The 23,591-nt window shown below is 67.2% G+C and carries 20 protein-coding genes; 13 read left to right on the top strand and 7 right to left on the bottom strand.

Annotated features, from left to right (window positions below):
- Positions 1 to 66 precede the first annotated feature (66 nt).
- From DX03_RS15645 to DX03_RS15625, 5 genes are all read left to right on the top strand, one after another.
- Entirely contained in the window at positions 67 to 1,053 is a 987-nt protein-coding gene (locus tag DX03_RS15645; protein WP_038690241.1) for a malate dehydrogenase, read from the top strand.
- Between the two features lie 387 nt (positions 1,054 to 1,440).
- Positions 1,441 to 3,318: a propionate--CoA ligase gene (prpE, locus tag DX03_RS15640; RefSeq protein ID WP_038690239.1), complete on the top strand. Its 1,878-nt coding sequence runs from the start codon at positions 1,441 to 1,443 to the stop codon at positions 3,316 to 3,318.
- 87 nt (positions 3,319 to 3,405) lie between these two features.
- The gene (locus DX03_RS15635) at positions 3,406 to 3,615 is read left to right on the top strand and encodes a hypothetical protein (protein WP_185753368.1); all 210 of its coding nucleotides are present in this window, start codon (positions 3,406 to 3,408) and stop codon (positions 3,613 to 3,615) included.
- 219 nt (positions 3,616 to 3,834) lie between these two features.
- On the top strand, positions 3,835 to 4,359 hold the full coding sequence (locus DX03_RS15630; protein ID WP_038690235.1) for a hypothetical protein: 525 nt from the start codon (positions 3,835 to 3,837) through the stop codon (positions 4,357 to 4,359).
- Positions 4,360 to 4,436: 77 nt separating this feature from the next.
- Complete coding sequence (locus tag DX03_RS15625; protein ID WP_038690233.1) at positions 4,437 to 5,495, top strand: suppressor of fused domain protein; 1,059 nt, start codon at positions 4,437 to 4,439, stop codon at positions 5,493 to 5,495.
- Positions 5,496 to 5,722: 227 nt separating this feature from the next.
- Here the strand turns inward: DX03_RS15625 and DX03_RS15620 are convergent, their stop codons facing one another.
- From DX03_RS15620 to DX03_RS15600, 5 genes are all read right to left on the bottom strand, one after another.
- Positions 5,723 to 6,334, bottom strand: coding sequence for a glutathione S-transferase N-terminal domain-containing protein (locus tag DX03_RS15620; RefSeq protein ID WP_038690231.1), 612 nt, complete (start codon positions 6,332 to 6,334; stop codon positions 5,723 to 5,725).
- 90 nt (positions 6,335 to 6,424) lie between these two features.
- A complete protein-coding gene (locus tag DX03_RS15615; protein WP_038690229.1) occupies positions 6,425 to 6,883 on the bottom strand; it encodes a cell wall hydrolase in 459 nt (152 codons plus the stop codon).
- A 291-nt stretch (positions 6,884 to 7,174) separates the two neighbouring features.
- The gene (locus DX03_RS15610; protein WP_038690227.1) at positions 7,175 to 9,208 is read right to left on the bottom strand and encodes an NADPH-dependent 2,4-dienoyl-CoA reductase; all 2,034 of its coding nucleotides are present in this window, start codon (positions 9,206 to 9,208) and stop codon (positions 7,175 to 7,177) included.
- 373 nt (positions 9,209 to 9,581) lie between these two features.
- Positions 9,582 to 10,193 (bottom strand): membrane protein YczE, encoded by a 612-nt coding sequence (gene yczE, locus DX03_RS15605; RefSeq protein ID WP_038690225.1) that lies wholly within the window; start codon positions 10,191 to 10,193, stop codon positions 9,582 to 9,584.
- Between the two features lie 107 nt (positions 10,194 to 10,300).
- Complete coding sequence (locus DX03_RS15600) at positions 10,301 to 11,323, bottom strand: zinc-binding alcohol dehydrogenase family protein (RefSeq protein ID WP_038690223.1); 1,023 nt, start codon at positions 11,321 to 11,323, stop codon at positions 10,301 to 10,303.
- 368 nt (positions 11,324 to 11,691) lie between these two features.
- On the opposite strand from DX03_RS15600, the gene DX03_RS15595 reads away from it, so the two are divergent.
- From DX03_RS15595 to DX03_RS15580, 4 genes are all read left to right on the top strand, one after another.
- The gene (locus DX03_RS15595) at positions 11,692 to 12,783 is read left to right on the top strand and encodes an OmpA family protein (RefSeq protein ID WP_038690221.1); all 1,092 of its coding nucleotides are present in this window, start codon (positions 11,692 to 11,694) and stop codon (positions 12,781 to 12,783) included.
- Between the two features lie 602 nt (positions 12,784 to 13,385).
- Positions 13,386 to 13,895: a hypothetical protein gene (locus DX03_RS15590; protein ID WP_038690219.1), complete on the top strand. Its 510-nt coding sequence runs from the start codon at positions 13,386 to 13,388 to the stop codon at positions 13,893 to 13,895.
- 19 nt (positions 13,896 to 13,914) lie between these two features.
- Positions 13,915 to 14,748 carry a pseudouridine synthase gene (locus DX03_RS15585; protein WP_038690217.1) on the top strand — a complete coding sequence of 278 codons (834 nt, stop codon included), beginning with the start codon at positions 13,915 to 13,917 and terminating at the stop codon, positions 14,746 to 14,748.
- Between the two features lie 92 nt (positions 14,749 to 14,840).
- Positions 14,841 to 15,185, top strand: coding sequence for a hypothetical protein (locus DX03_RS15580; RefSeq protein ID WP_038690215.1), 345 nt, complete (start codon positions 14,841 to 14,843; stop codon positions 15,183 to 15,185).
- A 305-nt stretch (positions 15,186 to 15,490) separates the two neighbouring features.
- Here DX03_RS15580 and kbl read toward each other — a convergent pair whose 3' ends face one another.
- Complete coding sequence (gene kbl / locus DX03_RS15575) at positions 15,491 to 16,702, bottom strand: glycine C-acetyltransferase (protein WP_038690213.1); 1,212 nt, start codon at positions 16,700 to 16,702, stop codon at positions 15,491 to 15,493.
- Positions 16,703 to 16,896: 194 nt separating this feature from the next.
- Between kbl and DX03_RS15570 the strand changes: the two genes are divergently transcribed.
- The gene (locus DX03_RS15570; RefSeq protein WP_038690211.1) at positions 16,897 to 17,598 is read left to right on the top strand and encodes a TorF family putative porin; all 702 of its coding nucleotides are present in this window, start codon (positions 16,897 to 16,899) and stop codon (positions 17,596 to 17,598) included.
- A 164-nt stretch (positions 17,599 to 17,762) separates the two neighbouring features.
- On the opposite strand, the gene tdh is transcribed toward DX03_RS15570, so the two are convergent.
- Positions 17,763 to 18,785, bottom strand: coding sequence for an L-threonine 3-dehydrogenase (gene tdh / locus DX03_RS15565; RefSeq protein ID WP_038690209.1), 1,023 nt, complete (start codon positions 18,783 to 18,785; stop codon positions 17,763 to 17,765).
- Positions 18,786 to 19,177: 392 nt separating this feature from the next.
- Here tdh and DX03_RS15560 point away from each other — a divergent pair, with 392 nt between their 5' ends.
- The 3 genes from DX03_RS15560 (at position 19,178) to folC (ending at position 23,583) form a co-directional block, all read left to right on the top strand.
- Complete coding sequence (locus tag DX03_RS15560) at positions 19,178 to 21,340, top strand: S46 family peptidase (protein ID WP_038690208.1); 2,163 nt, start codon at positions 19,178 to 19,180, stop codon at positions 21,338 to 21,340.
- A gap of 277 nt (positions 21,341 to 21,617) precedes the next feature.
- Entirely contained in the window at positions 21,618 to 22,262 is a 645-nt protein-coding gene (locus tag DX03_RS15555; RefSeq protein WP_038690206.1) for a histidine phosphatase family protein, read from the top strand.
- Positions 22,263 to 22,308: 46 nt separating this feature from the next.
- Positions 22,309 to 23,583: a bifunctional tetrahydrofolate synthase/dihydrofolate synthase gene (folC, locus tag DX03_RS15550; RefSeq protein ID WP_038690204.1), complete on the top strand. Its 1,275-nt coding sequence runs from the start codon at positions 22,309 to 22,311 to the stop codon at positions 23,581 to 23,583.
- The last annotated feature ends 8 nt before the right edge of the window (positions 23,584 to 23,591 follow it).

The raw sequence follows: 23,591 nt of genomic DNA, 5'->3' as shown, positions 1-23,591 counted from the left end.
ATCTCCCACACAGCTACTTAGCCGGCCAGCGGCCGGCACTACAGCTTCTTAGCAGAGGAAATCCCCATGAAAGCACCTGTTCGTGTTGCCGTGACCGGCGCCGCCGGCCAGATCGGCTACGCCCTGCTGTTCCGCATCGCCTCCGGCGAAATGCTGGGCAAGGACCAGCCGGTCATCCTGCAGCTGCTCGAGCTGCCGGTGGACAAGGCCCAGGCCGCGCTGCGCGGCGTGATGATGGAACTGGAAGACTGCGCCTTCCCGCTGCTGGCCGGCATGGTCGGCACCGATGACGCCGAAGTGGCCTTCAAGGACGCCGACATCGCCCTGCTGGTCGGCGCGCGTCCGCGCGGCCCGGGCATGGAGCGCAAGGACCTGCTGCTGGAAAACGCCAAGATCTTCACCGCGCAGGGCGCGGCGCTGAACAAGGTCGCCAGCCGCAACGTGAAGGTGCTGGTGGTCGGCAACCCGGCCAACACCAACGCCTACATCGCCATGAAGTCGGCGCCGGACCTGAACCCGCGCAACTTCACCGCCATGCTGCGCCTGGACCACAACCGCGCGCTGAGCCAGCTGTCGTCCAAGCTGGGCAAGTCGGTCGGCGGCATCGAGAAGCTGGTCGTGTGGGGCAACCACAGCCCGACCATGTACCCGGACTACCGTTTCGCCACCGCCGACGGTGCGTCGGTTGCCGATGCGATCAACGACCAGGAATGGAACGCCGGTACCTTCATCCCGACCGTGGGCAAGCGCGGCGCGGCGATCATTGAAGCCCGTGGTTCGTCCTCGGCCGCCTCGGCCGCCAATGCCGCCATCGACCACGTGCGCGACTGGGTGCTGGGCAGCAACGGCAAGTGGGTCACCATGGGCGTGCCGTCCGACGGTTCCTACGGCATTCCGGAAGGCGTGATCTTCGGCTTTGCGGTGACCACCGAAAACGGTGAGTACACCCTGGTCAAGGACCTGCCGGTGGACGACTTCAGCCAGAAGTACATCGACAAGACCCTGGCCGAGCTGGAAGAAGAGCGCAGCGGCGTGGCCCACCTGCTGGGTTGATCGACCGGCGGCGACCTGCCGGCCCTGTGCCGGTACGCTGTTGAAAAACGCCGGGCATTGCCCGGCGTTTTTTTGTGGGAAACGCCAACCGCCGCCCCGGTAATGCCGGCCGCTGGCCGGCTCTCGACAATCCCCGGTAATGCCGGCCGCTGGCTGGCTCTCGACAATCCCCGGTAATGCCGGCCGCTGGCCGGCTCTCGACGATCCCCGGTAATGCCGGCCGCTGGCCGGCTCTCGACAATCCCGGTAGTGCCGGCCGCTGGCCGGCTCTCGACGATCCCCGGTAATGCCGGCCGCTGGCCGGCCCGGTGTACGACCAAGGTCGGGCGGTTCGTTCGCCGCCATCGGACTATGCTCGATCCCATGATTCTGTCTGGGAGGGCTGTCATGCGTTACGAAGAGATGTACCGGCGTTCGGTGGATGAACCCGAAGCGTTCTGGGCCGAAGAGGCGCAGCGCATCTACTGGCATAAAGCGCCGGAGCAGATCCTCGATTACAGCAACCCGCCCTTCCGGCGCTGGTTCGTCGGCGGGGAAACCAACCTCTGCTACAACGCCGTGGACCGCCACCTGGTCGATCGCCCGGACCAGCTGGCACTGGTGGCCATTTCCACCGAAACCAACGTCACCCGCGAGATCACCTACCGGCAGCTGTACCGCGAAGTGAATGCCTTCGCAGCGGTGCTGCAGCGCCTGGACGTGCAGCGTGGCGACCGTGTGGTGATCTACATGCCCAACATGGCCGAGGCGGTGTTTGCGATGCTGGCGTGCGCGCGCATCGGGGCGATCCACTCGGTGGTGTTCGGCGGCTTTGCCGCGCATAACCTGGCGCTGCGCATCGACGATGCCGAACCCAAGCTGCTGATCGCTGCCGATGCCGGCAAACGCGGTGGCAAGGTGATTCCGTACAAGGCGATGGTCGATGCGGCATGTGCCGAAGCCACCTCGCCGCCGCCGCACGTGCTGATCGTCTCGCGCGGGCTGGACCCGGCCGAACCGAAGGTGGCCGGTCGCGATGTCGACTACGCCACGCTGCGCGCCGAGGTGGGCGACCAGGACGTGCCGGTGGTGTGGCTGGAAGCCAGCGAGCCCAGCTACCTGCTGTATACCTCCGGCACCACCGGCAAGCCCAAGGGCGTGCAACGCGACGTGGGCGGCTACGCGGTGGCGATGGCGCAGTCGATGCAGACCGTGTTCGACTGCAAGCCGGGCCAGGTGATGTTCTCCACCTCCGACGTGGGCTGGGCGGTGGGCCATTCCTACAACGTGTACGGCCCGCTGATCGGCGGCTGCACCTCGCTGCTGTACGAAGGCCTGCCAACCAACCCGGACCCGGGGATCTGGTGGGCGTTGTGCGAGCAGTACAACGTGCGCACGCTGTTCTCGTCGCCCACCGCCATCCGCGTGCTGAAGAAGCACGACACCGACTTCATCACGCGCCACGACCTGGATGCGCTCAAGTACGTGTTCCTGGCCGGCGAGCCGCTTGACGAACCCACCGCGCACTGGATCAACGACGCGCTGGGCAAGCCGATCATCGACAACTACTGGCAGACCGAAACCGGCTGGCCGGCGCTGACGTTGCTGCCCGGGGTGGACATGAAGCCGGTGCGGTTCGGCTCGCCCGGGTTCCCCAACCTCGGCTACAAGATGAAGGTCATCGACGAGAACACCGGCGATGAAGTGGCGCCCGGGCAGAAGGGCGTGCTGGTGATGACCCCGCCGTTGCCGCCGGGCTGCATGAGCACGGTATGGAAGGACGACGACCGGTTCCTGCAGAGCTATTTCAGCCACTTCAAGGAGCTGCTGTACAGCTCGCTGGACTGGGCGATCCGCGACGCGGACGGCTACACCTTCATCCTCGGCCGCACCGACGATGTGATCAACGTGGCCGGGCACCGGCTGGGCACGCGCGAGATCGAAGAGTGCATCTCCGGCCACCCGCTGGTGGCCGAGGCGGCGGTGATCGGGGGCAAGGACGAGCTCAAGGGCCAGGTGCCGCTGGTGTTCGTCACCCTGCGCCAGGCAGTGGACGGCGATGGCAGCACGGTGATCACCGAGATGATGCAGCGGGTCACCAACTCGCTCGGTGCACTGGCGCGGCCGGCACACATCCATATCGTCAATGCGCTGCCCAAGACCCGGTCGGGCAAGCTGCTGCGGCGCTCGCTGCAGGCGCTGGCCGAAGAGCGCGATCCGGGTGATCTGTCCACGCTGGATGATCCGGGGGCACTGGACGAGATCCGGCGCGCGCTGGGGCACTGACGCTCGCCGTCCGTTTCGCAGGGTACAAACGCGCAGGCGCGGCGCCGGAAGGGCCCGCGTCGGGTGCGGGTCTCCAGGGAGCACGGCATGGCTATCGACCACAGGATGCGGGCAAGCAAAGCGCTGGTAACGGCGATCGGCTGGTGCTGCCTGCTGGGCTATGCGATCTATCTGATCGCCGCGGCCTGGTGGCACTCCCGGCCGCTGAACATCCTCCAGGTGATCGTGGTGCCGGTCCTGCTGCTGGTGGTCATCCGAGCCATCCGCAGGTACCTGCAGTTCCGCGCGAACCCCTGACCGGCGCGTGCTGCAACGCATTATCGGTGTCGGCCAGCGTCAGGTAAGCTCCGGTAGTGACCGCTGCAGGCCCCAGGGCCGGGCGTCGCGCGCTGGGGACACGGCGCGCGGGGGCGCCGGCGTGGAGATCCGCCTGGAACGGTCGCAAGGGGGCGCACGTGCACCGGCCAACGGCCGGAGGACGGGCGTGGCAATGCAGCACGCAACAGGGGGAAGTACATGGCCTACATCCATGGCAAGACGGCCGCCGGCCGCCAGGAAATCGAAGACCGTGCACGTCGGCTGCCGCCGGCGTTGCGCTCCATTCTGCTGATGGTGGATGGTCAGCGCGATGACGATGCGTTGACCGCCTTGTTGCCGGGCCTGCGCGCGCCGGACGACGCGCTGGCCCAGTTGGCAGAGATGGGTCTGATCGACGTGGTCGGCGGTGCCGTCGCGCCGCCCGCCGCGCGTGCGCTCACCGCCGGGCGCGAGCAGGACCCGGATCTGTACAAGCGCCTGTACGACTGGATGAGCGAATCGGTGCGCCGCCATCTGGGCCTCAAGGGCTACTTCATGCAGCTCAAGATCGAGCGCTGCACCAATGCGGCAGGGCTGGAAAAGCTGTGGCCGGACATGGCCGCCGCCGTCGCCAAGGCCAAGAGCCCGGCGTTGGCCAGCCGCTGGTTGAGCGACACCCATGCGCTGCTCGACGCACCGCCGCAGCTGCAGCCCGATGCCAGCGCCGAACCCGTGCCTGGCTGAATCGCCGGCGCCTGCAAGGGTGGTCGTTGCCGCGCGGGGGCGTTACCTTGCCCGGCTACACCTGCAGGAGCACCGCGATGGACCTCACGCACGATGACCACGGCACCCCCGGTTGGGATGCCATCAACGCGGCCTTGGTTGCGCTGTACCCGGGGCAGGAACCCCGGCACTTCGGTACGGCGTTGCCTCACACTCTGGGCGGCAACGACCCGCTGGACGGGATCAGCGTTTACTGGGCCGAATCGCCCCGCCCGCACTGGCATTACGTCACCTATGGCTTCTCCGAGCTGTACGACAAGCAGAGTGACGATGCGGCCGACAGCGGCTACGGTTTCGAGCTGACCTTCCGCCTGGCCGCCGCGCCGGGGCAGGGGGCTGACGACGCGCCGCCGGTGTGGCCGATGAACCTGCTGCAGAACCTGGCGCGCTATGTCTTCAGCAGCGGCAATGTGTTCGAGGCCGGACACCACCTGGACGCCAACGGTCCGATCGCGCTGGACACCGACACGGTGCTGCGCCACCTGGCGCTGGTGGAGGATCCGCAGCTGCCGCCGCGCGACACCCCCAACGGCCGCGTGCGTTTCCTGCAGATCGTCGGGCTGGCCGATGACGAAATGGCGGCGGTGCGGCGCTGGTCCACCCAGGGCGTGCTGGATGCGCTGCTGCCGGCCATGCCGCTGTGGATCACCGACCTGCAGCGCGGTTCGCTGCTGGCCGATCCGGCCCTGGCCGCGCAGGTGGAGGCGGGCAGTGCCCGCGACGGCTCCACCACCGGCCTGTTGTTCCTGGAAACACTGGACTGGGCGGCCGAGGGCGACAGCGTGGAGCTGGTGCTGGGCGCCGGCCAGGTGCCGGGGGTGCTGGAGCTGCTGCCGCTGCGGCTGGACCACGGCCACGCGCTGACCCTGCTCAACGCACAGCGCAGCTGGCGCTTCGAGCCCGGTGAGGCTGACCAGCTGGAGATCGCGCCGGACAGCGCGCGCTGCGTGCTCAGCCCGGCCACCCTGCGTGCGCTGCTGGACCATCTGCACGCCCAGCGCGGCGTTTACCCGCTGCCCGGTGGCCGCCTGCGGATCCGGGTGGAACCCACCCAGCTGCGCGACGCACAGGGCAACGTGGTGCGCACCGTCGGGTAGAGCCACCCCACGGGTGGCTGCGCGCGGTGCCGGATTCGGTAGAGCCATCCCACGGGTGGCTGCGCGCGATGCCCGATTCGGTAGAGCCACCCCATGGGTGGCTGTGCGCGGTGCCGGATTCGGGGGCAGCCACCCATGGGGTGGCTCTACCGAGGGACAGGGCCGCCCAAAAAAAAGCGCCCGGCAGTGCCGGGCGCTTCGCTTATATATATGTCGCGTGGAACGACTCAGCTCAGGCCTTCGGCCTTCAGCGTGGCCTGCACGCCGGCATCGGCGTCCATGCGGGTCTTGTACGCCGCGATGTTGTCCAGACCGCTCAGGTCGATCTTGGCCCCAGCCGCCCAGCGCAGCGTGATGTAGAAGTACGGGTCGGCGAAGCTGCGGAACCCGGCCAGCCACGGGCGGTCGGCGAGCTGCTTGTCGGCACGTTCGAACAGGCCGCGCAGGCGCTTGCGCGCGGTGGCGCGGAGGGCATCGTACTGGCTGTCGTCTTCAATGAAGTTGGCCGGGCCGAACAGCGGCTTGAACGCCGGGTGCAGGTCCGAGTTGACGAAGGACAGCCAGCGGGTGGCCTCGGCGCGCTGCTGGGCGCTGCCATCACCGGCCAGGCCGGCCTGCGGGTAGGTGTCGGCGATGTAGCCCATGATGGCCGCGTTCTGGGTCAGGATGAAATCACCATCGACCACCGCGGGCACCGAACCGGCCGGGTTGATCTTCAGGAATGCAGGCGCCTTCAGCGTGTCCTTGTCGAGCAGTTCCACCTCGAACGGCTGGCCGGTCCACTGCAGGGCGATGTGGTCGGCGGTGGAGCAGGCACCGGGCTTGCTGTACAGCTTCATGGGAACTCCGTTGACGGATGGGTGGAAGGTCAGCTGCCCACTATTCCAGAGCAGGCCCCGCATCCTCAACGGTATGGCCGTAACAGACCGTTACGACGTGCGCGGCTTGAGTTTCTGCACGCGGTAGAACGTGTGGTCACCGATGGTGGCCACCTGGTAGGCATTGCGCCAGCTGGGGTTGGCGATCGCCAGGGCCGCGAAGTGGCTGGCACCGGGCACGATCTCCTTGCGCTCACCCACCGGCAGGGCCCAGTTGCGCTCGGCATCGAAGGCCACCGTCATCGCTTCCTGCCAGGCGTCGGCATTGCCCAGCTGGGTGCCGGGCGCCACGATGGTCGGGGCGAACTGTTTGCGCGCGGTCACCACCTTGCACATCGAGTCGCCCCACAGCCCGCTGTCCAGGCGGCGCAGGGCCACTTCGGCAACGGCTTGCTGGCCGCGCAGGGTCTGATCACGCGCTTCCAGGTAGACGGTCGTGCTCAGGCACAACGAATCGGCGGCCGGCTGCGGCAACAACTGCGACAGCCAGAGAATCCAGGCCAGTTTCATAAATCTCCTTGCTCCGTGTAGGCCGCACCTGGCTTGTCCATCCGATCATGCGGACGGGGCGTGGATACGACTTGGCGTCATGGGGAGGCGACCATCGGGGTCGCCCGGGGGCGGACCCGAACAAGACGTGGGGTCCGCGCGCTCACTCGAACTGGGTGGTGAGCGGGAAAGTTGGCGCACGATAGGGGGCCATTTCCCAATGCATCCTGAACCTGAAAGCTTGACATTCAGGTTCGGAGCGCGGGCCGGAATGGGCTTCCGGGCCCGTATTCAGGTCGCCAGCGACCCGTTTCAGAGCTGCGCGGCGAGGTGGCTGCCCTGGTGGATCGCACGCTTGGCATCCAGTTCGGCGGCCACGTCGGCGCCGCCGATCAGGTGCGCGTTGACCCCGGCCGCCTGCAGCGCGGCGTGCAGGTCGCGGCGCGGTTCCTGGCCGGCGCAGACCACCACGTGATCCACCGGCAGGGTCTGTTCCTGGCCCTCGATGCGCACGCGCAGGCCGGTATCGTCCACGCCCAGATACTCCACGCCGCCCAGCATCTTCACGCCCTTGGCCTTGAGCGTGGCGCGGTGGATCCAGCCGGTGGTCTTGCCCAGGCGCGCGCCGGGCTTGCCCGGGCTGCGCTGCAGCAGCCAGACCTTGCGCGCCGGTGCTTCGGGCGCGGGCTTGGCCAGCGCACCGCGGGCTTCGAAGCTGGGGTCCACGCCCCATTCGGCCATCCAGCGGGCGGGATCGAGCGCGCTGGAGGGGCCGTCATGGACCAGGAACTCGCCCACGTCGAAGCCGATGCCGCCGGCGCCGATGATGGCCACCTGCGCGCCGGCCTGGACCCGGCCCAGCAGCACGTCCAGGTAGTTGACCACCTTGGGGTGGTCGGCACCGGGGAAGTCGACCCGGCGCGGGGTGATGCCGGTGGCCACCACCACCTCGTCAAAACCGGCCAGGCCGGCGACATCGGCCACGGTGTCCAGCTTCACCTCGACCCCGGTCTGCTCAAGCTTGTGGCGGAAGTAGCGCAGGGTCTCGTGGAATTCTTCCTTGCCCGGAATGCGCTTGGCCACGTTGAACTGGCCGCCGATCTCGCTGCCGGCGTCGAACAGGGTCACCTGGTGGCCGCGTTCGGCGGCGACCGTGGCGCAGGCCAGCCCGGCCGGGCCCGCGCCAACCACGGCCACGCGCTTGGCGGCGGTGACCGGGCGGTAGACCAGCTCGGTTTCGTGCACGGCGCGCGGGTTGACCAGGCAGCTGGCGGTCTTGTTCTCGAACACGTGGTCCAGGCAGGCCTGGTTGCAGGCAATGCAGGTATTGATCGCTTCGGGGCGACCGGCGCGGGCCTTGTTGGCCCATTCCGGGTCGGCCAGCAGCGGCCGCGCCAGCGACACCATGTCCGCGCCGCCGCTGGCCAGGATGCGCTCGGCCACGTCGGGCATGTTGATGCGGTTGGTGGCGATCACCGGCAGCTGCACATGCGGCTTGAGTTTGGCGGTGACCCCGGCGAAGGCCGCGCGCGGCACCGAGGTGGCGATGGTGGGGATGCGCGCTTCGTGCCAGCCGATGCCGGCGTTGATCAATGTCGCGCCGGCCGCCTCGATCGCCTTGGCCTGCTGCACGATTTCATCCCAGTTGCTGCCGCCTTCGACCAGGTCCACCAGCGACAGCCGGTAGATGATGATGAAGTCCGGGCCGCAGGCCTCGCGGATGCGGCGCACGATTTCAACCGCAAAGCGCATGCGCTGCGCCGCGTCGCCGCCCCAGCGGTCGGTGCGCGTGTTGGTGCGCGGGGCGATGAATTCGTTGATGAGATAGCCTTCCGAGCCCATCACTTCCACGCCGTCGTAGCCGGCCTCGCGCGCCAGCCGCGCGCTGCGCGCGTAATCGGCGATGTGGCGGTCAACGCCACCGGCGCTCAGCGCACGCGGGGTGAACGGATTGATCGGTGCTTTCAGCTTGCTGGGGGCCACCGACAGGGGGTGGTAGGCATAGCGCCCGGCGTGCAGCAGCTGCAGGCAGATCTTGCCGCCGTTGTCGTGCACCGCGGCGGTCACCTGGCGGTGCGGACGCACTTCCCAGGGCCAGGACAGCTTGCCGCCGAAGGGCTTGAGCCAGCCGACCACGTTCGGTGCGAAGCCCCCGGTCACGATCAGGCCGACCCCGCCGGCCGCGCGCTCGGCGAAATAGGCGGCCAGGCGCGGGAAATCGCGCGCGCGGTCCTCCAGGCCGGTGTGCATGGAACCCATCAGGACGCGGTTGCGCAGCTGGGTGAAGCCCAGGTCCAGCGGGGCGAACAGATGGGGGTAAGCGGGGGATTCGGCGGCTGGCGACATGTCGATACGCTTGCGTACGGAAGCGTGAAGCGTGCCGCGTATGCCCCCCAAGAGCAAGGGGGGGACTACGCCATCGCATTCGCGCTGCCGCCCCACGCGTTGCTTGGCAGGCCGGGGGCGTGCGTGGAGCCGGCCAGCGGCCGGCACTACCGGATGCATCGCGGGGGGCGATGGGCATGGGATGCACCGCGGGGGGGCGACGGGGCATGGGATGCATCGCGGGGGGCGACGGGCATGGGATGCATCGCGGGGGGCGACGGGCATGGGATGCATCGCGGGGGCGACGGGCATGGGATGCATCGCGGGGGGCGACGGGGCATGGGATGCATCGCGGTAGGTACCGACCGTTGGTCGGTACGCGCCGGCGGGGGCGCTACGGGGTGGCGGGCGCCGGGGCGGGCTTGCGGATGCCGAACAGCGGCAGCGTCACGCCGCAGAGCGGGCCGATCAGCAGGGCGAAGGCGAGGGTGCCCACGCCGACGTTGCCGCCGAGCCACCAGCCGATCAGCAGGACGGTGCCTTCGATGAGGCTGCGTACCACCCAGATGGGCCAGCCGGTGCGGGCGTGCAGGCCGGTCATCAGACCGTCGCGCGGGCCGGGGCCGAAACGTGCGCCGATGTACAGGCCGGTGGCCACGGCCACCATCAGCAGGCCGCACACGAACACCGGCACCTGCCACGCCAGACCGTGCACCTCCGGCAGCAGCCACAGGCCGAACTGCGCGCTCGGGCCGATCAGCATCACGTTGAGGACCGTGCCCAGCCCCGGCTTCTGGCGAATCGGCCACCACAGCAACAGCACCAGTGCGCCGATCACGTTGGTGGCCACGCCGAACGACAGCGGCGTCTGCAATGCGATGCCCTGCGACAGCACATCCCACGGCGCCACTCCGATCGCGGCGCGGATCATCACCGCCGCGCCCATGCCGTACAGGAACAGGCCAAGCAACAGTTGCAACAGGCGCAGGGGGAATGACGTGGGCATGGCAGGTGTCACCGGAGGGGCCCTTGAATGTAGGGCGCGCCCGCCACGCCGGACAGATACAGATGCACGCCAATATGCGCCGACACCCGTGCTGCCGGCGCAGGCATCTACCAGCCCGCCAGCACCAGCTTGCCGACCGTGCCACCGCTTTCCAGTTGCCGGTGGGCCTCGCGCAGATTGGCGGCGTTGATCAGGCCAAGGTGCGCACTGCGCGTGCTGCGCAGTTCGCCCGCATCGACCAGGCTTGCAACGCGGTTCAGGATGCGGTGCTGTTCGATCATGTCCGCCGTGCGGAACTTCGCGCGCGCAAACATGAATTCCCAGTGGATGCCGATGCACTTGGCCTTGTAGGGATCGCCGATGCGCAAGGCGTCGCGCGGTTCGACAATCAGGCCGACATGGCCCTGTGGTGCGAGCAGTTCGCCCAGCACGTCCCAGTAGCGGTCGGTGTCGGCCAGGTTGAGCGCCGCCTGCACCTGCGCGATGCCCAGTGCCTGCAGCTGTGGCGGCAACGGCTGGTGGTGGTCGATCACATGGTGGGCGCCCATCTGCAGGCACCACTGCACCGAGGCAGCGCGCGAGGCTGTGGCGACGACGGTGAAGCCGGCATGCCGGGCAAGCTGGATGGCGATGGAGCCCACGCCGCCCGCACCGCCGATGACCAGCAGCACCTGGCCGGCATGGCGACGGTCATCAAACTGCAATGGCATGCGCTGGAACAGCAGTTCCCAGGCAGTCAGCGTGGTCAGCGGCAGTGCGGCGGCCTCGGCGAAATCCAGCGTGGTCGGCTTGCGCCCGACCAGTCGTTCGTCGACCAGGTGCCACTGCGCGTTGCTGCCGGGGCGTGTCACATCGCCGGCGTAATACACCTCGTCGCCGGGTACGAACGCCACCACATCCGGCCCGACGGCCTCGACGGTTCCGGCCGCGTCGTAGCCAAGAATGCGCGGGGGATCTTCGTGCGCCGGGCGCGGCGCGCGCTGCTTGGTATCCACCGGGTTGACGGAAACGGCCTGTATTCGCACCAACAGGTCCGAACCCGTGGGTGGAGCAGGGTCGGGCAGGGTCAGATCAAGCAGTGCGGCGGGGTCGTCAATCGGCAGATACTGGCGCAAACCCACGGCTTTCATGGCAGCTCCGGTGCAGGACGTTCCTCATCATACGTCCGCCAACAAAGCTGTTCTTGCGCTGAATCAAGGCAGGTGCTGCTTTTTCACGGAATACTGCGATGGCGCAGTCCACAGGTAGCAAAATCCGGTCAGATCCCTTGCCATTGCTGGGTCTTGCGCAATTTCATCAACCTGTATAGGGTGCCACCAGCTGGGCCGGTAGAGGTCTGGCGGTCGTCTTCACATGTTACGTGACTGTTAACATCACCTTCACCCTCCTGAGCATAATGTTCGCGGCGGTGGCGTGCTGAATCGGCAGTCTGAAAACGACGCAGGTGCTGGCCCATGCCTCTACCGGTTTCATACCCCCGAAATAGGAGCTGTACTCAATGAACAAGAAGATCCTCACTGCCGCGCTGCTGGGCGGTCTGGCTTTCGCCCAGGCTGCATCGGCGCAGGATTTTGACGACCGCTGGTACCTGACCGGTTCGGCCGGCTTCAACTTCCAGGATAACGACCGTCTGACCAACGACGCTCCGTTCGTGACCCTGGGCCTCGGTAAGTTCATCAGCCCCAACTGGTCGCTGGACGGTGAGCTGAACTACCAGAACCCGAACTTCGACGCCAACCAGGATCTGAACTGGAGCCAGTACGGCGTGTCGCTGGACATGCGTCGCCACTTCATCGCTGAAGGCCGCGGCTGGAACCCCTACCTGCTGATGGGTCTGGGCTACCAGAAGTCGGAAGAAGAGTACGCTGCCAACAGCCTGAATGGTCCGCGTGAGCGCAAGGACGGCAACTTCGCCGCCAAGCTCGGCGTCGGCCTGCAGACCACCTTCGAAAAGCGCGTTGCTGTTCGCGCCGAAGTGGCCTACCGCGCTGACTTCGACGACCAGAGCATCTCCGCTCCGGACGAGAGCTGGTTCGGCGACGTGCTGGCTTCGGTCGGCGTCGTGATCCCGCTGGGCCCGGCCCCGACCGCTGCTGTGGTTGCCCCGGCTCCGGTGGCTCCGAGCTGCGCCGATCTGGATGACGACGGTGACGGCGTCAACAACTGCGACGACAAGTGCCCGGATTCGCAGCCGGGTCAGACCATCGGTCCGGACGGTTGCCCGGTCCCGGTCTCGATCGATCTGAAGGGTGTGAACTTCGACTTCGACAAGGCGACCCTGCGTCCGGACGCCGTGGCGATCCTGAGCGAAGCCACCGAGATCCTGAAGCGTTACCCGGATCTGCGTGTTGAAGTTGCCGGTCACACCGACTCGAAGGGTACCGACGCTTACAACCAGAAGCTGTCGGAGCGTCGCGCCACCACCGTGTATGACTACCTGACCAAGAACGGCGTGTCCGCTTCGCGTCTGGTGGGCCCGATCGGCTACGGCGAGAGCCGTCCGATTGCGCCGAACACCAACCCGGATGGCTCGGACAACCCGGAAGGTCGTGCAAAGAACCGTCGTACCGAGCTGAACGTCCAGAACTAATTCTTCTGGTAGTACAGTCTCAGAAGAGGGCCCGGCATTGCCGGGCCCTTTTTTTGTCTTTTTTTTAGGTCAAAAGCCAAAAGCCAAAGCCAGAAAGCTGTCGTTGCCGCCTGGTCCCATGCTGGGCGGGGGTCTGTGGGTTCGCGGGACACGCTGCAAGTACATCCATGTAAGCTCCGTCGCCGCATCCATGCGGCTCAGGGTCCCGCGAACCCACACACCCCCTCCCTCGACAGTGGGCCGGTGGCCAATGAAAAGCGACGAGCGAAAGCAGGCAGCGGCGTCGCGCTCCGTCTTTTCTGTGCGCACCAGCCATGTGTCGGAGGCTGGTAGGGGTGGGGTTGCGGGACCCTGAGCCGCATGGATGCGGCGACGGAGCCTCCAGGGATGGATTTACGGCGTGTCCCGCAACCCCACCCCTACCAGCCCAGCCCGGGACAAGCGGACATGATGGGCCCCGCACTTGATCCTTGCCTCACGCTCTTGATCAAGAAATCAACAATAAATCCAACAAGTTGCCGTATTCATTGAATGTGGGATCTTGAAAGCCGTTGTGGCGCTGTTAAACTCGCCGCGTCGCCCCTTTTCCCTGGATGCATCCCATGCTGCGTATCGCACTGGCCGCCGTGCTCGGCCTGGCCTTGGTTCCCACCGCCTACGCAGCAGTGGATTGCTCGGCGCATGCCACCAGCGCCTCGCCGCTGCCGCTGCCGGCCACCGCGATTGCCCCGGTCGCGGAAGAGCTTTACATCCGGAATGTGCAGCTCGGCATGCCTGCCGGCGTGCTCACCTCCAACTTCGACCAGCAGCAGTCGCTTGATCGCGTCCTGCAGCGCCTGCGCATCGACGGCTGCCAGAACATCGCCAAGGCCATGCCCGGCGCACCGGCGATCAAGGCCAACGACCCGGCCGCCTACAAGCCGGCCACCGAGTTCGACAACACGCCGTGGCGCTTCGACATGAGCCAGAACGGCAAGCGCATGACCGCTGAAGAATTTGATGCCTGGATGAAGGCCCGTGGCGTGCGCGTGGTCAAGGCGCGCCCGGTTCCCGCTGCAGCGCCGGCCGCGGCCGAAGTACCGGCTGACACCAAGCCGGGCGAGAAGAAGTAAGCCGCCTGCGCGGAGCACGATGAGCACACGCCGGCCCCCTGCCGCGCCTGCATCTCGACCACGCCGCCCCGAGCGGCGTGCGTCACCGGTAAGCGCAGCGCGCACCGACAGCGCGCCGCGCCATGGCCTGGCCCGCGTCCTGTCCAAGGCCGGGCTGTGTTCGCGTACCGAAGCCGCGCGCTGGATCCAGGCCGGGCGTGTCACCGTCGATGGCCGCATCATCAACAACCCCGAATTTCCCATCATCGACGGTCGCCACCATGTGCGCGTCGATGGCCAGCCGCTGGACGCGCCGCGTCGCATCCACCTGATGCTCAACAAGCCGCGCGGCCTGGTCACCACTGCGCAGGACGAGCAGGGCCGTGACACCGTCTACCGCTGCTTCGATGGTGCCGGCCTGCCGTGGATCGCCCCGGTCGGGCGCCTGGACAAAGCCAGCGAAGGCCTGCTGTTGTTCAGCAACGACCCGCAATGGGCCGCGCGCCTGACAGATCCCACCACCGGCCCGGACAAGACCTACCACGTCCAGATCGACGCCATTCCCGATGCGGCGCAGCTGCAGGCGCTGTGCACCGGCGTGGAGGACGAAGGCGAGCTCCTGCGCGCGCGTCGCGCCACCCTGCTGCGCAGTGGCGACAAGACTGCCTGGCTCGAAGTGGTGCTGGAAGAGGGCCGCAACCGGCATATCCGCCGCCTGCTGGCCGCATTCGACATCAACGTGCTGCGCCTGGTGCGCGTGGCCATCGGGCAGTTGCCGATGGGTGCGCTGGGCAAGGGCACCTGGCGCGAACTGAGCGCGCACGACCTGGACCTGCTGTATGCCGCGGCCGACGGTGCCGCGGCCCCGCCGTGATTTCCTGGCCTGCCCGTGCGTGGCAGGCCAACCGAACCGGGCAATGGATGGCCTTGTACCCGACGTTCCATTCACTCCCGGGAGATTCCCCCATGCACGCCCAACGCCTCAACCTTTCCCTGTTCCGCGGCGCCTGCCTGCTGGCATCGGCCGCGCTGCTGACTGCCTGCGGCGGACACAAGCACACCGCCAAGGCGGACGCGCCGGAGGCTGACAAGGTGGTGGAAGTCAAGACCCCTGAGCTCGACGGCCGCGGCAGCTACCGCTTCATGATGAGCAACGGCGACAAGAAAATGTCCGCCGACGAGTTCGACGCCTGGATGAAGGCCAACGGCATCCGCGTGGCCAAGGGCAACGGCCAGGACCGCCCGGTCGCCGCACCGGTGGTGGTGGCCAGCAAGGAACAGGCCAAGGACAAGAAGAAAAAGAAGAAGTAACCCGCGACGGCGGTAGCGCGCGCGTCGGATCCCATGACCGGCAACGGTCGGGTCCACCCCGGTAATGCGCGCCAACGCCGGTAGAGCCGACCGTTGGTCGGCTGGGGCACGCCCGCGCGCCCCTGTGTCAGATGATCATGACCCCGGACGAAGGGCAGCCGACCAACGGTCGGCTCTACCCCGGGTACGTGCCCCTGTATCGGATGTTCATGACCCGCAACGGTCGTGTCCAACCCGGTCATGCGCGTGTCCGATGTCCACGACCCACAACGCCGGTAGAGCCGACCGTTGGTCGGCTAAAGCACTCAGCCCTTGATCACACCCAGCTCCACACCAATGCGGGTGAACGCATCGATCGCGCGGTCCAGGTGGGCACGCGTGTGCGCGGCGCTGATCTGGGTGCGGATGCGCGCCTGGCCCTTGGGCACCACCGGGAAGAAGAAGCCGATCGCGTAGATGCCTTCTTCCAGCAAACGCTCGGCGAACTTCTGCGCCAGCGGGGCGTCGTACAGCATCACCGGGCTGATCGGGTGCACGCCCGGCTTCACGTCGAAACCGGCGGCGGTCATCTTCTCGCGGAAGTAGGCGGTGTTCTCGGCCAGGGTACTGCGCAGGTCGTCGGCGGCGGCCAGCATCTCGAACGCCTTGATGCCGGCGGCGACCACGTGCGGCGGCAGCGAGTTGGAAAACAGGTACGGGCGCGAGCGCTGGCGCAGCAGTTCGACCACTTCGGCGCTGGCGCAGGTGAAGCCGCCCAGCGCGCCGCCCATGGCCTTGCCAAGGGTGCCGGTGATGATGTCGATCTTCTCCAGCACGCCCTTGACCTCGGCCGAGCCACGGCCGGTGGCACCCAGGAAGCCGGTGGCATGGCATTCGTCGATGTGCACCAGCGCGTTGTACTTCTTCGCCAGCGCGGTGATCTCGTCCAGCGGGGCGATGAAGCCGTCCATCGAGAACACGCCGTCGGTGGTGATCAGCTTGGTCTTGCAGCCGGCGGCATCGGCAGCCTGCAGCTGGGCTTCCAGGTCGGCCATGTCGCAGTTGGCGTAGCGGAAGCGCTTGGCCTTGCACAGGCGCACACCGTCGATGATCGAGGCATGGTTGAGCGCGTCGGAGATGATGGCGTCGTTCTCGCCGAGCAGCGGCTCGAACAAGCCGCCGTTGGCATCGAAGCAGGCCGCGTACAGGATGGTGTCCTGCTTGCCGAAGAAGGCGGCGATCTGCTGTTCCAGCTGCTTGTGCAGGTCCTGGGTGCCACAGATGAAGCGCACCGAGGCCATGCCGAAGCCGTGGCTGTCCAGCGCGTCCTTGGCGGCCTGGATCAGGTCGGGGTGGTCGGCCAGGCCCAGGTAGTTGTTGGCGCAGAAGTTCAGCACCGTGCGGCCGTCGTCCAGGGTGATCTCGGCCGACTGCGGGCTGGTGATGATGCGTTCGGACTTGAACAGGCCCTGGGCGCGGATCGCCTCCAGTTCTTCAACGTAGTGCTGGGTCAGCGGGGCGGAGGTGGCGTCGCTCATGGCAGGCAGTCTTCGGCACGGGAAAACCGGGATTTTACCTGTCGGCGCGGGGCCCGGGGGGCGCTGGCGGGGTCCTGGCAAGTCGGCGGCGCGCGAAACGGTTGCACACGTGATTGTTGCATCGCAATATCAATCAGGTTAAAAAACCGTAAACCCCGCTGTACCGCCCACCCCACGTCCCGGAGAGACCCCGCATGAACCACGCCACGCGCTGTACCGCCGCCGCTGTGCTCTGCGCCGCCCTGCTTGCCCCGTTTGCCGCCAGTGCCCAGGACGAGGCCGAATCGCCGTTCAGCTGGAACATCACCGGTGTGTCCGATTACGTGTTCCGCGGGGTATCGCAGACCGATGAGAACCCGACCGGCCAAGCCGGTTTCACCTACACCTCCCCGGTGGGCCTGTACGCCGGCGTGTGGGGCTCGGGGGTGGACTTCGGCGACGGCAGCCCGGATCTCGAAGTCGACTACTTCATCGGCTACGGGGTGGATGTCAGCCCGAACGTCAACTTCGATGTGATGCTCAACCACTACAGCTATCCGGGGGCGAGCGATCTGGCGTACACCGAGCTGATCACCAAGACCACCTTCGCCGAGCACTACAACCTCACCGTGGCTTACACCAACGATGTCTGGAACACCGACACCGACGGCTGGTACTACGCGGTGGGTGGTGAGTGGGCGCTGCCGCAGGAGTTCAACCTGACTGCCAATGTCGGCCGCAGCACCTTCGAGGACGGTATCGCCAAGGACTACACCGACTGGAACGTCGGCGTGAACCGCAGCTTCGGCATGGTTACCCTGGGCCTGGGGTACTACGGCACCGATGGCAACGGTCGCGACAACTCGGGCAAGCTGGCCGACAACCGCGTGGTGTTCACCGCCTCGGTCGGCAAATGACCTGACATTGCGATGGACATGAAAAAGGCGCCGAAAGGCGCCTTTTTCGTTTGCGGGCGTGTACCGACCAGCGGTCGGTAGCTACCGAGGGCACGCCGCAATCGCCGGTCGTGTCACGACCGCCGCCGCGGCAGGTCACGCCCGTGGGCCGTGACCGCGCTGCCTCAGTTCCAGCTCAGCACGACCTTGCCGGCCTTGCCCTGTTCCATCAGGTCAAAGCCCTTCTGGAAGTCGTCGATCGGCAGCTGGTGGGTGAGCACCTTGCCGAGCGGGAAGCCGGACAGCACCAGCTGGGTCATCTTGTACCAGGTCTCGTACATCTTGCGGCCGTAGATGCCCTGTACGGTCAGGCCCTTGAAGATGATCTTGTCCCAGTCGCAGCCGGCGCCCTTGGGCATGATGCCGAGCATGGCGATCTTGCCGCCGTGGTACATGCAGTCGAGCATGTCGTTGAAGGCGCGCGGGTTGCCGCTCATTTCCAGGCCGACGTCGAAGCCCTCCATGTGCAGGTCCTTCATGACGTCCTTGAGCGAGGTGTTGGACACGTTGACGACGCGGGTGGCACCCATGTCCGCGGCCAGCTTCAGGCGGAAGTCGTTGACGTCGGTGACCACCACGTTGCGCGCACCGATGTGCTTGCAGATGCCCGCGGCGATGATGCCGATCGGGCCGGCGCCGGTGATGAGCACGTCTTCGCCGATGACGTTGAACTCCAGCGCGCAATGCGCGGCGTTGCCGTACGGATCGAAGAAGGCGGCCAGCTCGGACGGGATCTGGTCGGGGATGGGCCACAGGTTGCTGGCCGGCATCACCATGTATTCGGCGAAGGCACCGTTGACGTTGACGCCGATGCCGACGGTGTTGGGGCACAGGTGCGGGCGGCCGCCACGGCAGTTGCGGCAGTGGCCGCAGACGATGTGGCCTTCAGCCGAGACGCGCTGGCCGACTTCATAGCCGGTGACGCCGGGGCCGATCTCGGCGATGCGGCCGACGAATTCGTGGCCGATGGTGAGGCCGGGCTTGATGGTGCGCTGGCTCCATTCGTCCCACAGGTAGATGTGCAGGTCGGTACCGCAGATGGCGGTCTTTTCCAGCTTGATCAGGACCTCGTTCGGGCCCGGGGTGGGGACCGGAACTTCTTCCAGCCAGATGCCCTTGGCGGCTTCACGCTTGACCAGGGCCTTCATTGTTTGCTGCGCCATCGGGGTGGAACTCGTCTGGGGGAAAACGCGGATTATAGGGCCGCGGGCGGTTTTCCCATGTTGCATTGCGGGTGGTTTGGGGGCGGTTGCAGCGCCTCCCTTTTCCGTGGGAAGGGGGCGGGGCCACCCTGGCCGGGACACGCCAAAGCCCATCCATGGTGCTCGATTGGCGCCATCCATGGCGCCAACGGTCCCGGCCAGGGTGGCCCCGCCCCCTCCGGACAGCGTGTCGCAAGCGCGGGGGGGCGTAGAGCCGGGCTCTGCCCGGCTGGCAGGGCCGCCCGCCTGCCCGGCTGGCGCGCCCCATGACTTCCGGGCTTCGGGCCGGGGCAGGGGGCTGGGCTACACTCGGCGGTTCTTTCACCAGGGGCTGCTCAATGCGCTCGAACCTGCTCGCTTTCTCCGTCGTCGCCAGCCTTGGGCTGGTCCAGGTCGCCCATGCCGCTGAAGGCATGTGGGTGCCGCAGCAGCTGCCGGAGATTGCCGGGCCGCTCAAGCAGGCGGGCTTGAAGCTGTCCGCCGAGCAGATCTCCAACCTCACCGGCGACCCGATGGGCGCGGTGGTGGCACTGGGCGGCTGCACGGCCAGCTTCGTGTCCCCGCAGGGCCTGGTGGTGACCAACCACCATTGCGCGTACGGCGCGATCCAGCTGAACTCGACCGCCGAGAAGAACCTGATCAAGGACGGCTTCAACGCGCCGACCCTGAAGGATGAACTCAGCGCCGGCCCGAACGCGCGCGTGTTCGTGCTCGACCAGATCACCGACGTGACCGCGCAGGCCAAGGCCGCGATCGCCGCCGCCGGCAAGGACCCGCTGGCCCGCACCCGCGCGCTGGATGCGTTCGACAAGGCGCAGACCGCCGCGTGTGAGGCCGATGCCGGTTTCCGCTGCCGCCTCTTCAGCTTCTCCGGTGGCAACACCTACCGCCTGTTCCGCAACATGGAAATCAAGGACGTGCGCCTGGTCTATGCGCCCCCGGGCAGCGTGGGCAAGTTCGGCGGCGACGTCGACAACTGGATGTGGCCGCGCCACACCGGCGATTTCTCGTTCTACCGCGCCTACGTGGGCAAGGACGGCAAGCCGGCGGCCTTCGCGGCCGACAACGTGCCCTACCAGCCCAAGCACTTCCTGAAATTCGCCGACCAGCCGCTGGGTGCCGACGACTTCGTGATGGTGGCCGGCTACCCGGGCCGCACCAACCGCTATGCGCTGGCCGGTGAGTTCAACGAAACTGCGGGCTGGACCTACCCGACCATCGCCCAGCACTACAACGCGGTGCTGAAGATGATCGACGAAGCCGGCAAGGCCGACGCCGACATCAAGGTGAAGTACGCCGCCACCGCGGCCAGCATGAACAACGTGGCCAAGAACTACGTCGGCCAGCTGGAAGGCTTCAAGCGCATCGACGCTGCCGGCCAGAAGAAGGCCGAAGAAGCGGCCGTGCTGGCCTGGCTGAAGCAGCAGGGCGCGGCAGGCAAGCCGGCGCTGGCCGCGCACGCGCAGCTGATCAAGCACTTGGATACCAGCAAGGCCACGCGCGAGCGCGACCTGTTCGTGAGCCAGTTCAACAGCACCTCGGCGGTGGGCGCGGCCCTTTCGCTGTACCGCCTGTCGATCGAGCGCGCCAAGCCGGATGCCGAGCGCGAAGCGGGCTTCCAGGAGCGCGACCTGACCACCATCGAAGGCGGCCTGAAGCAGATGGATCGCCGCTACGTGGCGAAGATGGACCAGCAGCTGCAGACCTACTGGCTGGACCAGTACGTCGCCCTGCCGGCCGATCAGCGCAGCAACGACGTGCTCAACACGTGGCTGGCCGGCAGTGATGCCGCTGCGGTGAAGGGGCTGGTGGCCAAGCTGGGCGGGACCGAACTGGGCAGCCTGGACAAGCGCCTGACCTGGTTCAAGGCCGACCGCGCCGCCTTCGAAGCCAGCACCGATCCGGCGATCCAGTACGCCGTAGCGGCGATGCCCTCGCTGCTCAAGCAGGAAGAGCAGAAGAAGATCCGCGAAGGCGAATCGCTGACCGCCCGCCCGCTGTACCTGCAGGCCGTGGCGGACTACAAGAAGAGCAAGGGCGGCTTCGTTTACCCCGATGCCAACCTGTCGCTGCGCATCACCTTCGGTAACGTGATGGGCTATGGCAAGGACGGCGTGAACTACACCCCGTTCACCACCCTGGAAGGCGTGGCCGCCAAAGAAACCGGCGTGGATCCGTTCGACTCGCCCAAGGCGCTGCTGGATGCGGTCAAGGCCAAGCGCTATGGCGGCCTGGAAGACAAGCGGATCGGCTCGGTGCCGGTGAACTTCCTGTCCAACCTGGACATCACCGGCGGCAACTCCGGCTCGCCGGTGCTGGATGCGCACGGCAAGCTGGTGGGCTTGGCCTTCGACGGCAACTGGGAGTCGGTGAGCTCCAACTGGGTGTTCGACCCGGTGATGACCCGCATGATCGCGGTGGACAGCCGCTACATGCAGTGGATCATGCAGGAAGTAGCGCCCGCGCCGCAGCTGCTGAAAGAGCTGAATCTGGCGAAGTGACCCCCAAAACCCCGCGACGAAAGTCGCGGGGTTTTTCGTTGGGGGGATCGGGCGTGCCGCGCGTACCGACCAACGGTCGGTACCTACCGGCGACAGATGCCGACCCGCACCCATCCGGGTAGATGCCGACCGTGGGTCGGCATGCAGGCGGTTCAGGGCCCAGGCGGCATGCCGACCAACGGTCGGCATCTACCGGGTATCATGCGGTGCTGCGCGCTCATTCACGTCATGTGAACGATTGCGACAGCCTTCCTCCCCCCAAGGACTCCCAGTACGCATGCGCATCCTGCTTGCCCGCCACGGTGAAACGCCGTGGAATGCCGAAGGCCGTTACCAGGGCCAGATCGATATCCCGTTGTCGCCGATCGGCGAAGCCCAGGCCCAGGCCCTCGGGGAGCGCCTGAAGTCGGTGGATATCACCCGCGCGGTGGCATCGCCGCTGTCGCGTGCGCAGCGTACCGCGCAGCTGGCGCTGGGTGCCGAGCGTGCGTCGATGCTGCTGACCGAACCGGAGCTGCAGGAGATCGCGCACGGTGAGTGGGAAGGGCTGCTGGCTAGTGAAATCCATGAAAAAGATCCGTCGCGCCTGCAGGCCTGGCGCGACGAGCCCGATACCGTGCTGATGCCCGGTGGCGAATCGCTGCGCCTGGTGCTGGAGCGCAGCTGGCGTGGCCTGGCGCGTGCCGCCGAAGGCCTGGGCGAGCACGACACCCTGCTGGTGGTCGCCCACGATGCGGTCAACCGCGTGATCCTGTGCCGCATCCTCGGCCTGCCGCTGTCGCGCCTGTGGACCTTCCGCCAGGCCCCGACCACGCTGAACCTGCTCGAAGGTGCCGACCTGGACCAGCTCGAACTGGTGCGCCTGAACGACTGCGCGCATCACACCCCGTTCTTCGGCGAAGCCAAGCACCGCGCGCTGTAACCGTCCCGCGTCCCATTCCGTCGTTCGCCTCACTGATCCAATGCCCATGACCACCGCCCGACCGCAGACCCTTTCCGCCTGGCTCAGCCATATCGAGCAGCAGCACCCGGCCACCATCGACATGGGCCTGGAGCGCGTGCGCAGCGTCGCGCAGGCATTGGGGCTGGCACAGCCGGGCGCGCACACCGTGGTCGTGGGCGGCACCAACGGCAAGGGCTCCACGGTGGCCTTCATCGAGGCGATCGCGCGGGCCGCCGGCTGGAAGGTGGGCGCGTACACCTCGCCGCACCTGCTGCGTTACAACGAGCGCGTGCGCATCGATGGGCAGGACGTCACGGACGAGGCGCTGATGGCCGCGTTCAATGCGATCGAAGACGCACGCGGCAGCACCACGCTGACCTATTTCGAGTACGGCACGCTGGCCGCGCTGTACCTGTTCGGACAGGCCGGGCTGGACCTGGCGGTGCTGGAAGTCGGCCTCGGCGGCCGCCTGGACGCCGTCAACATCGTCGACAGCGACGTCGCGGTGATCACCACCGTGGACATCGACCACAGCGAGTGGCTGGGCGAGGACCGCGAAGCGATCGGCGTGGAGAAGGCCGGCATCATCCGCGGCTGGAAGCCGGTGATCCTGGGCGAAACCGATCCGCCGTCCAGCGTGCTCGCACGGGCCTACCTGCTGGGGGCCAACGCGATCCGCGGCGGCAGCGATTTCTTCGCTGACGTCATCGACGCACAGCAGTGGCGCTGGCGCGATGTGGGGTTCAGCATTGAATTACCGACGCCGGCACTGCGCGGGCCGATCCAGCTGCGCAATGCCGCCTCGGCGATCGCCGCGCTGCGTACGCTGGACAAGCCGTTGCCGCGCGCGGCCATCGCCGAAGGCGTGGCCCATGCGCGCATCCGCGGCCGGTTGCAGAGCGTGCAACGCAACGACGTGGACGTACTGGTGGATGTGGGCCACAACCCGCAGGCCGCGCGCGAACTGGCGGCTGCACTGAAGGCCGCACCGGTGGCCGGGCGCACCCGGGCGGTGTTTGCCGCGCTGCAGGACAAGGATGCGGCCGGCGTGGTCGAAGCGCTGGGTGGGCAGGTCGATGACTGGCACCTGGCCGGCCTGGACGGTGCCCGCGCGCAGAGCGCGCAGGCGCTGCAGGCACGCCTGCTCGACACCGCCGCGGCCGCTGCCCAGCAGCACGCCACCGTGGCCGATGCGCTGGAGGCCGCGCTGGCTGCCGCCGCCGCGGGCGACCGGGTGCTGGTGTTCGGCTCGTTCCATACTGCCGCACAGGCGCTGCAGTGGCTGGACGCAGCGGACTGAGCCACCCT

The sequence above is a fragment of the Stenotrophomonas rhizophila genome, from assembly GCF_000661955.1.
In the GTDB taxonomy this organism is placed as follows: Bacteria; Pseudomonadota; Gammaproteobacteria; order Xanthomonadales; family Xanthomonadaceae; genus Stenotrophomonas; species Stenotrophomonas rhizophila.
This window is presented reverse-complemented; position numbering and strand designations above follow the sequence as displayed.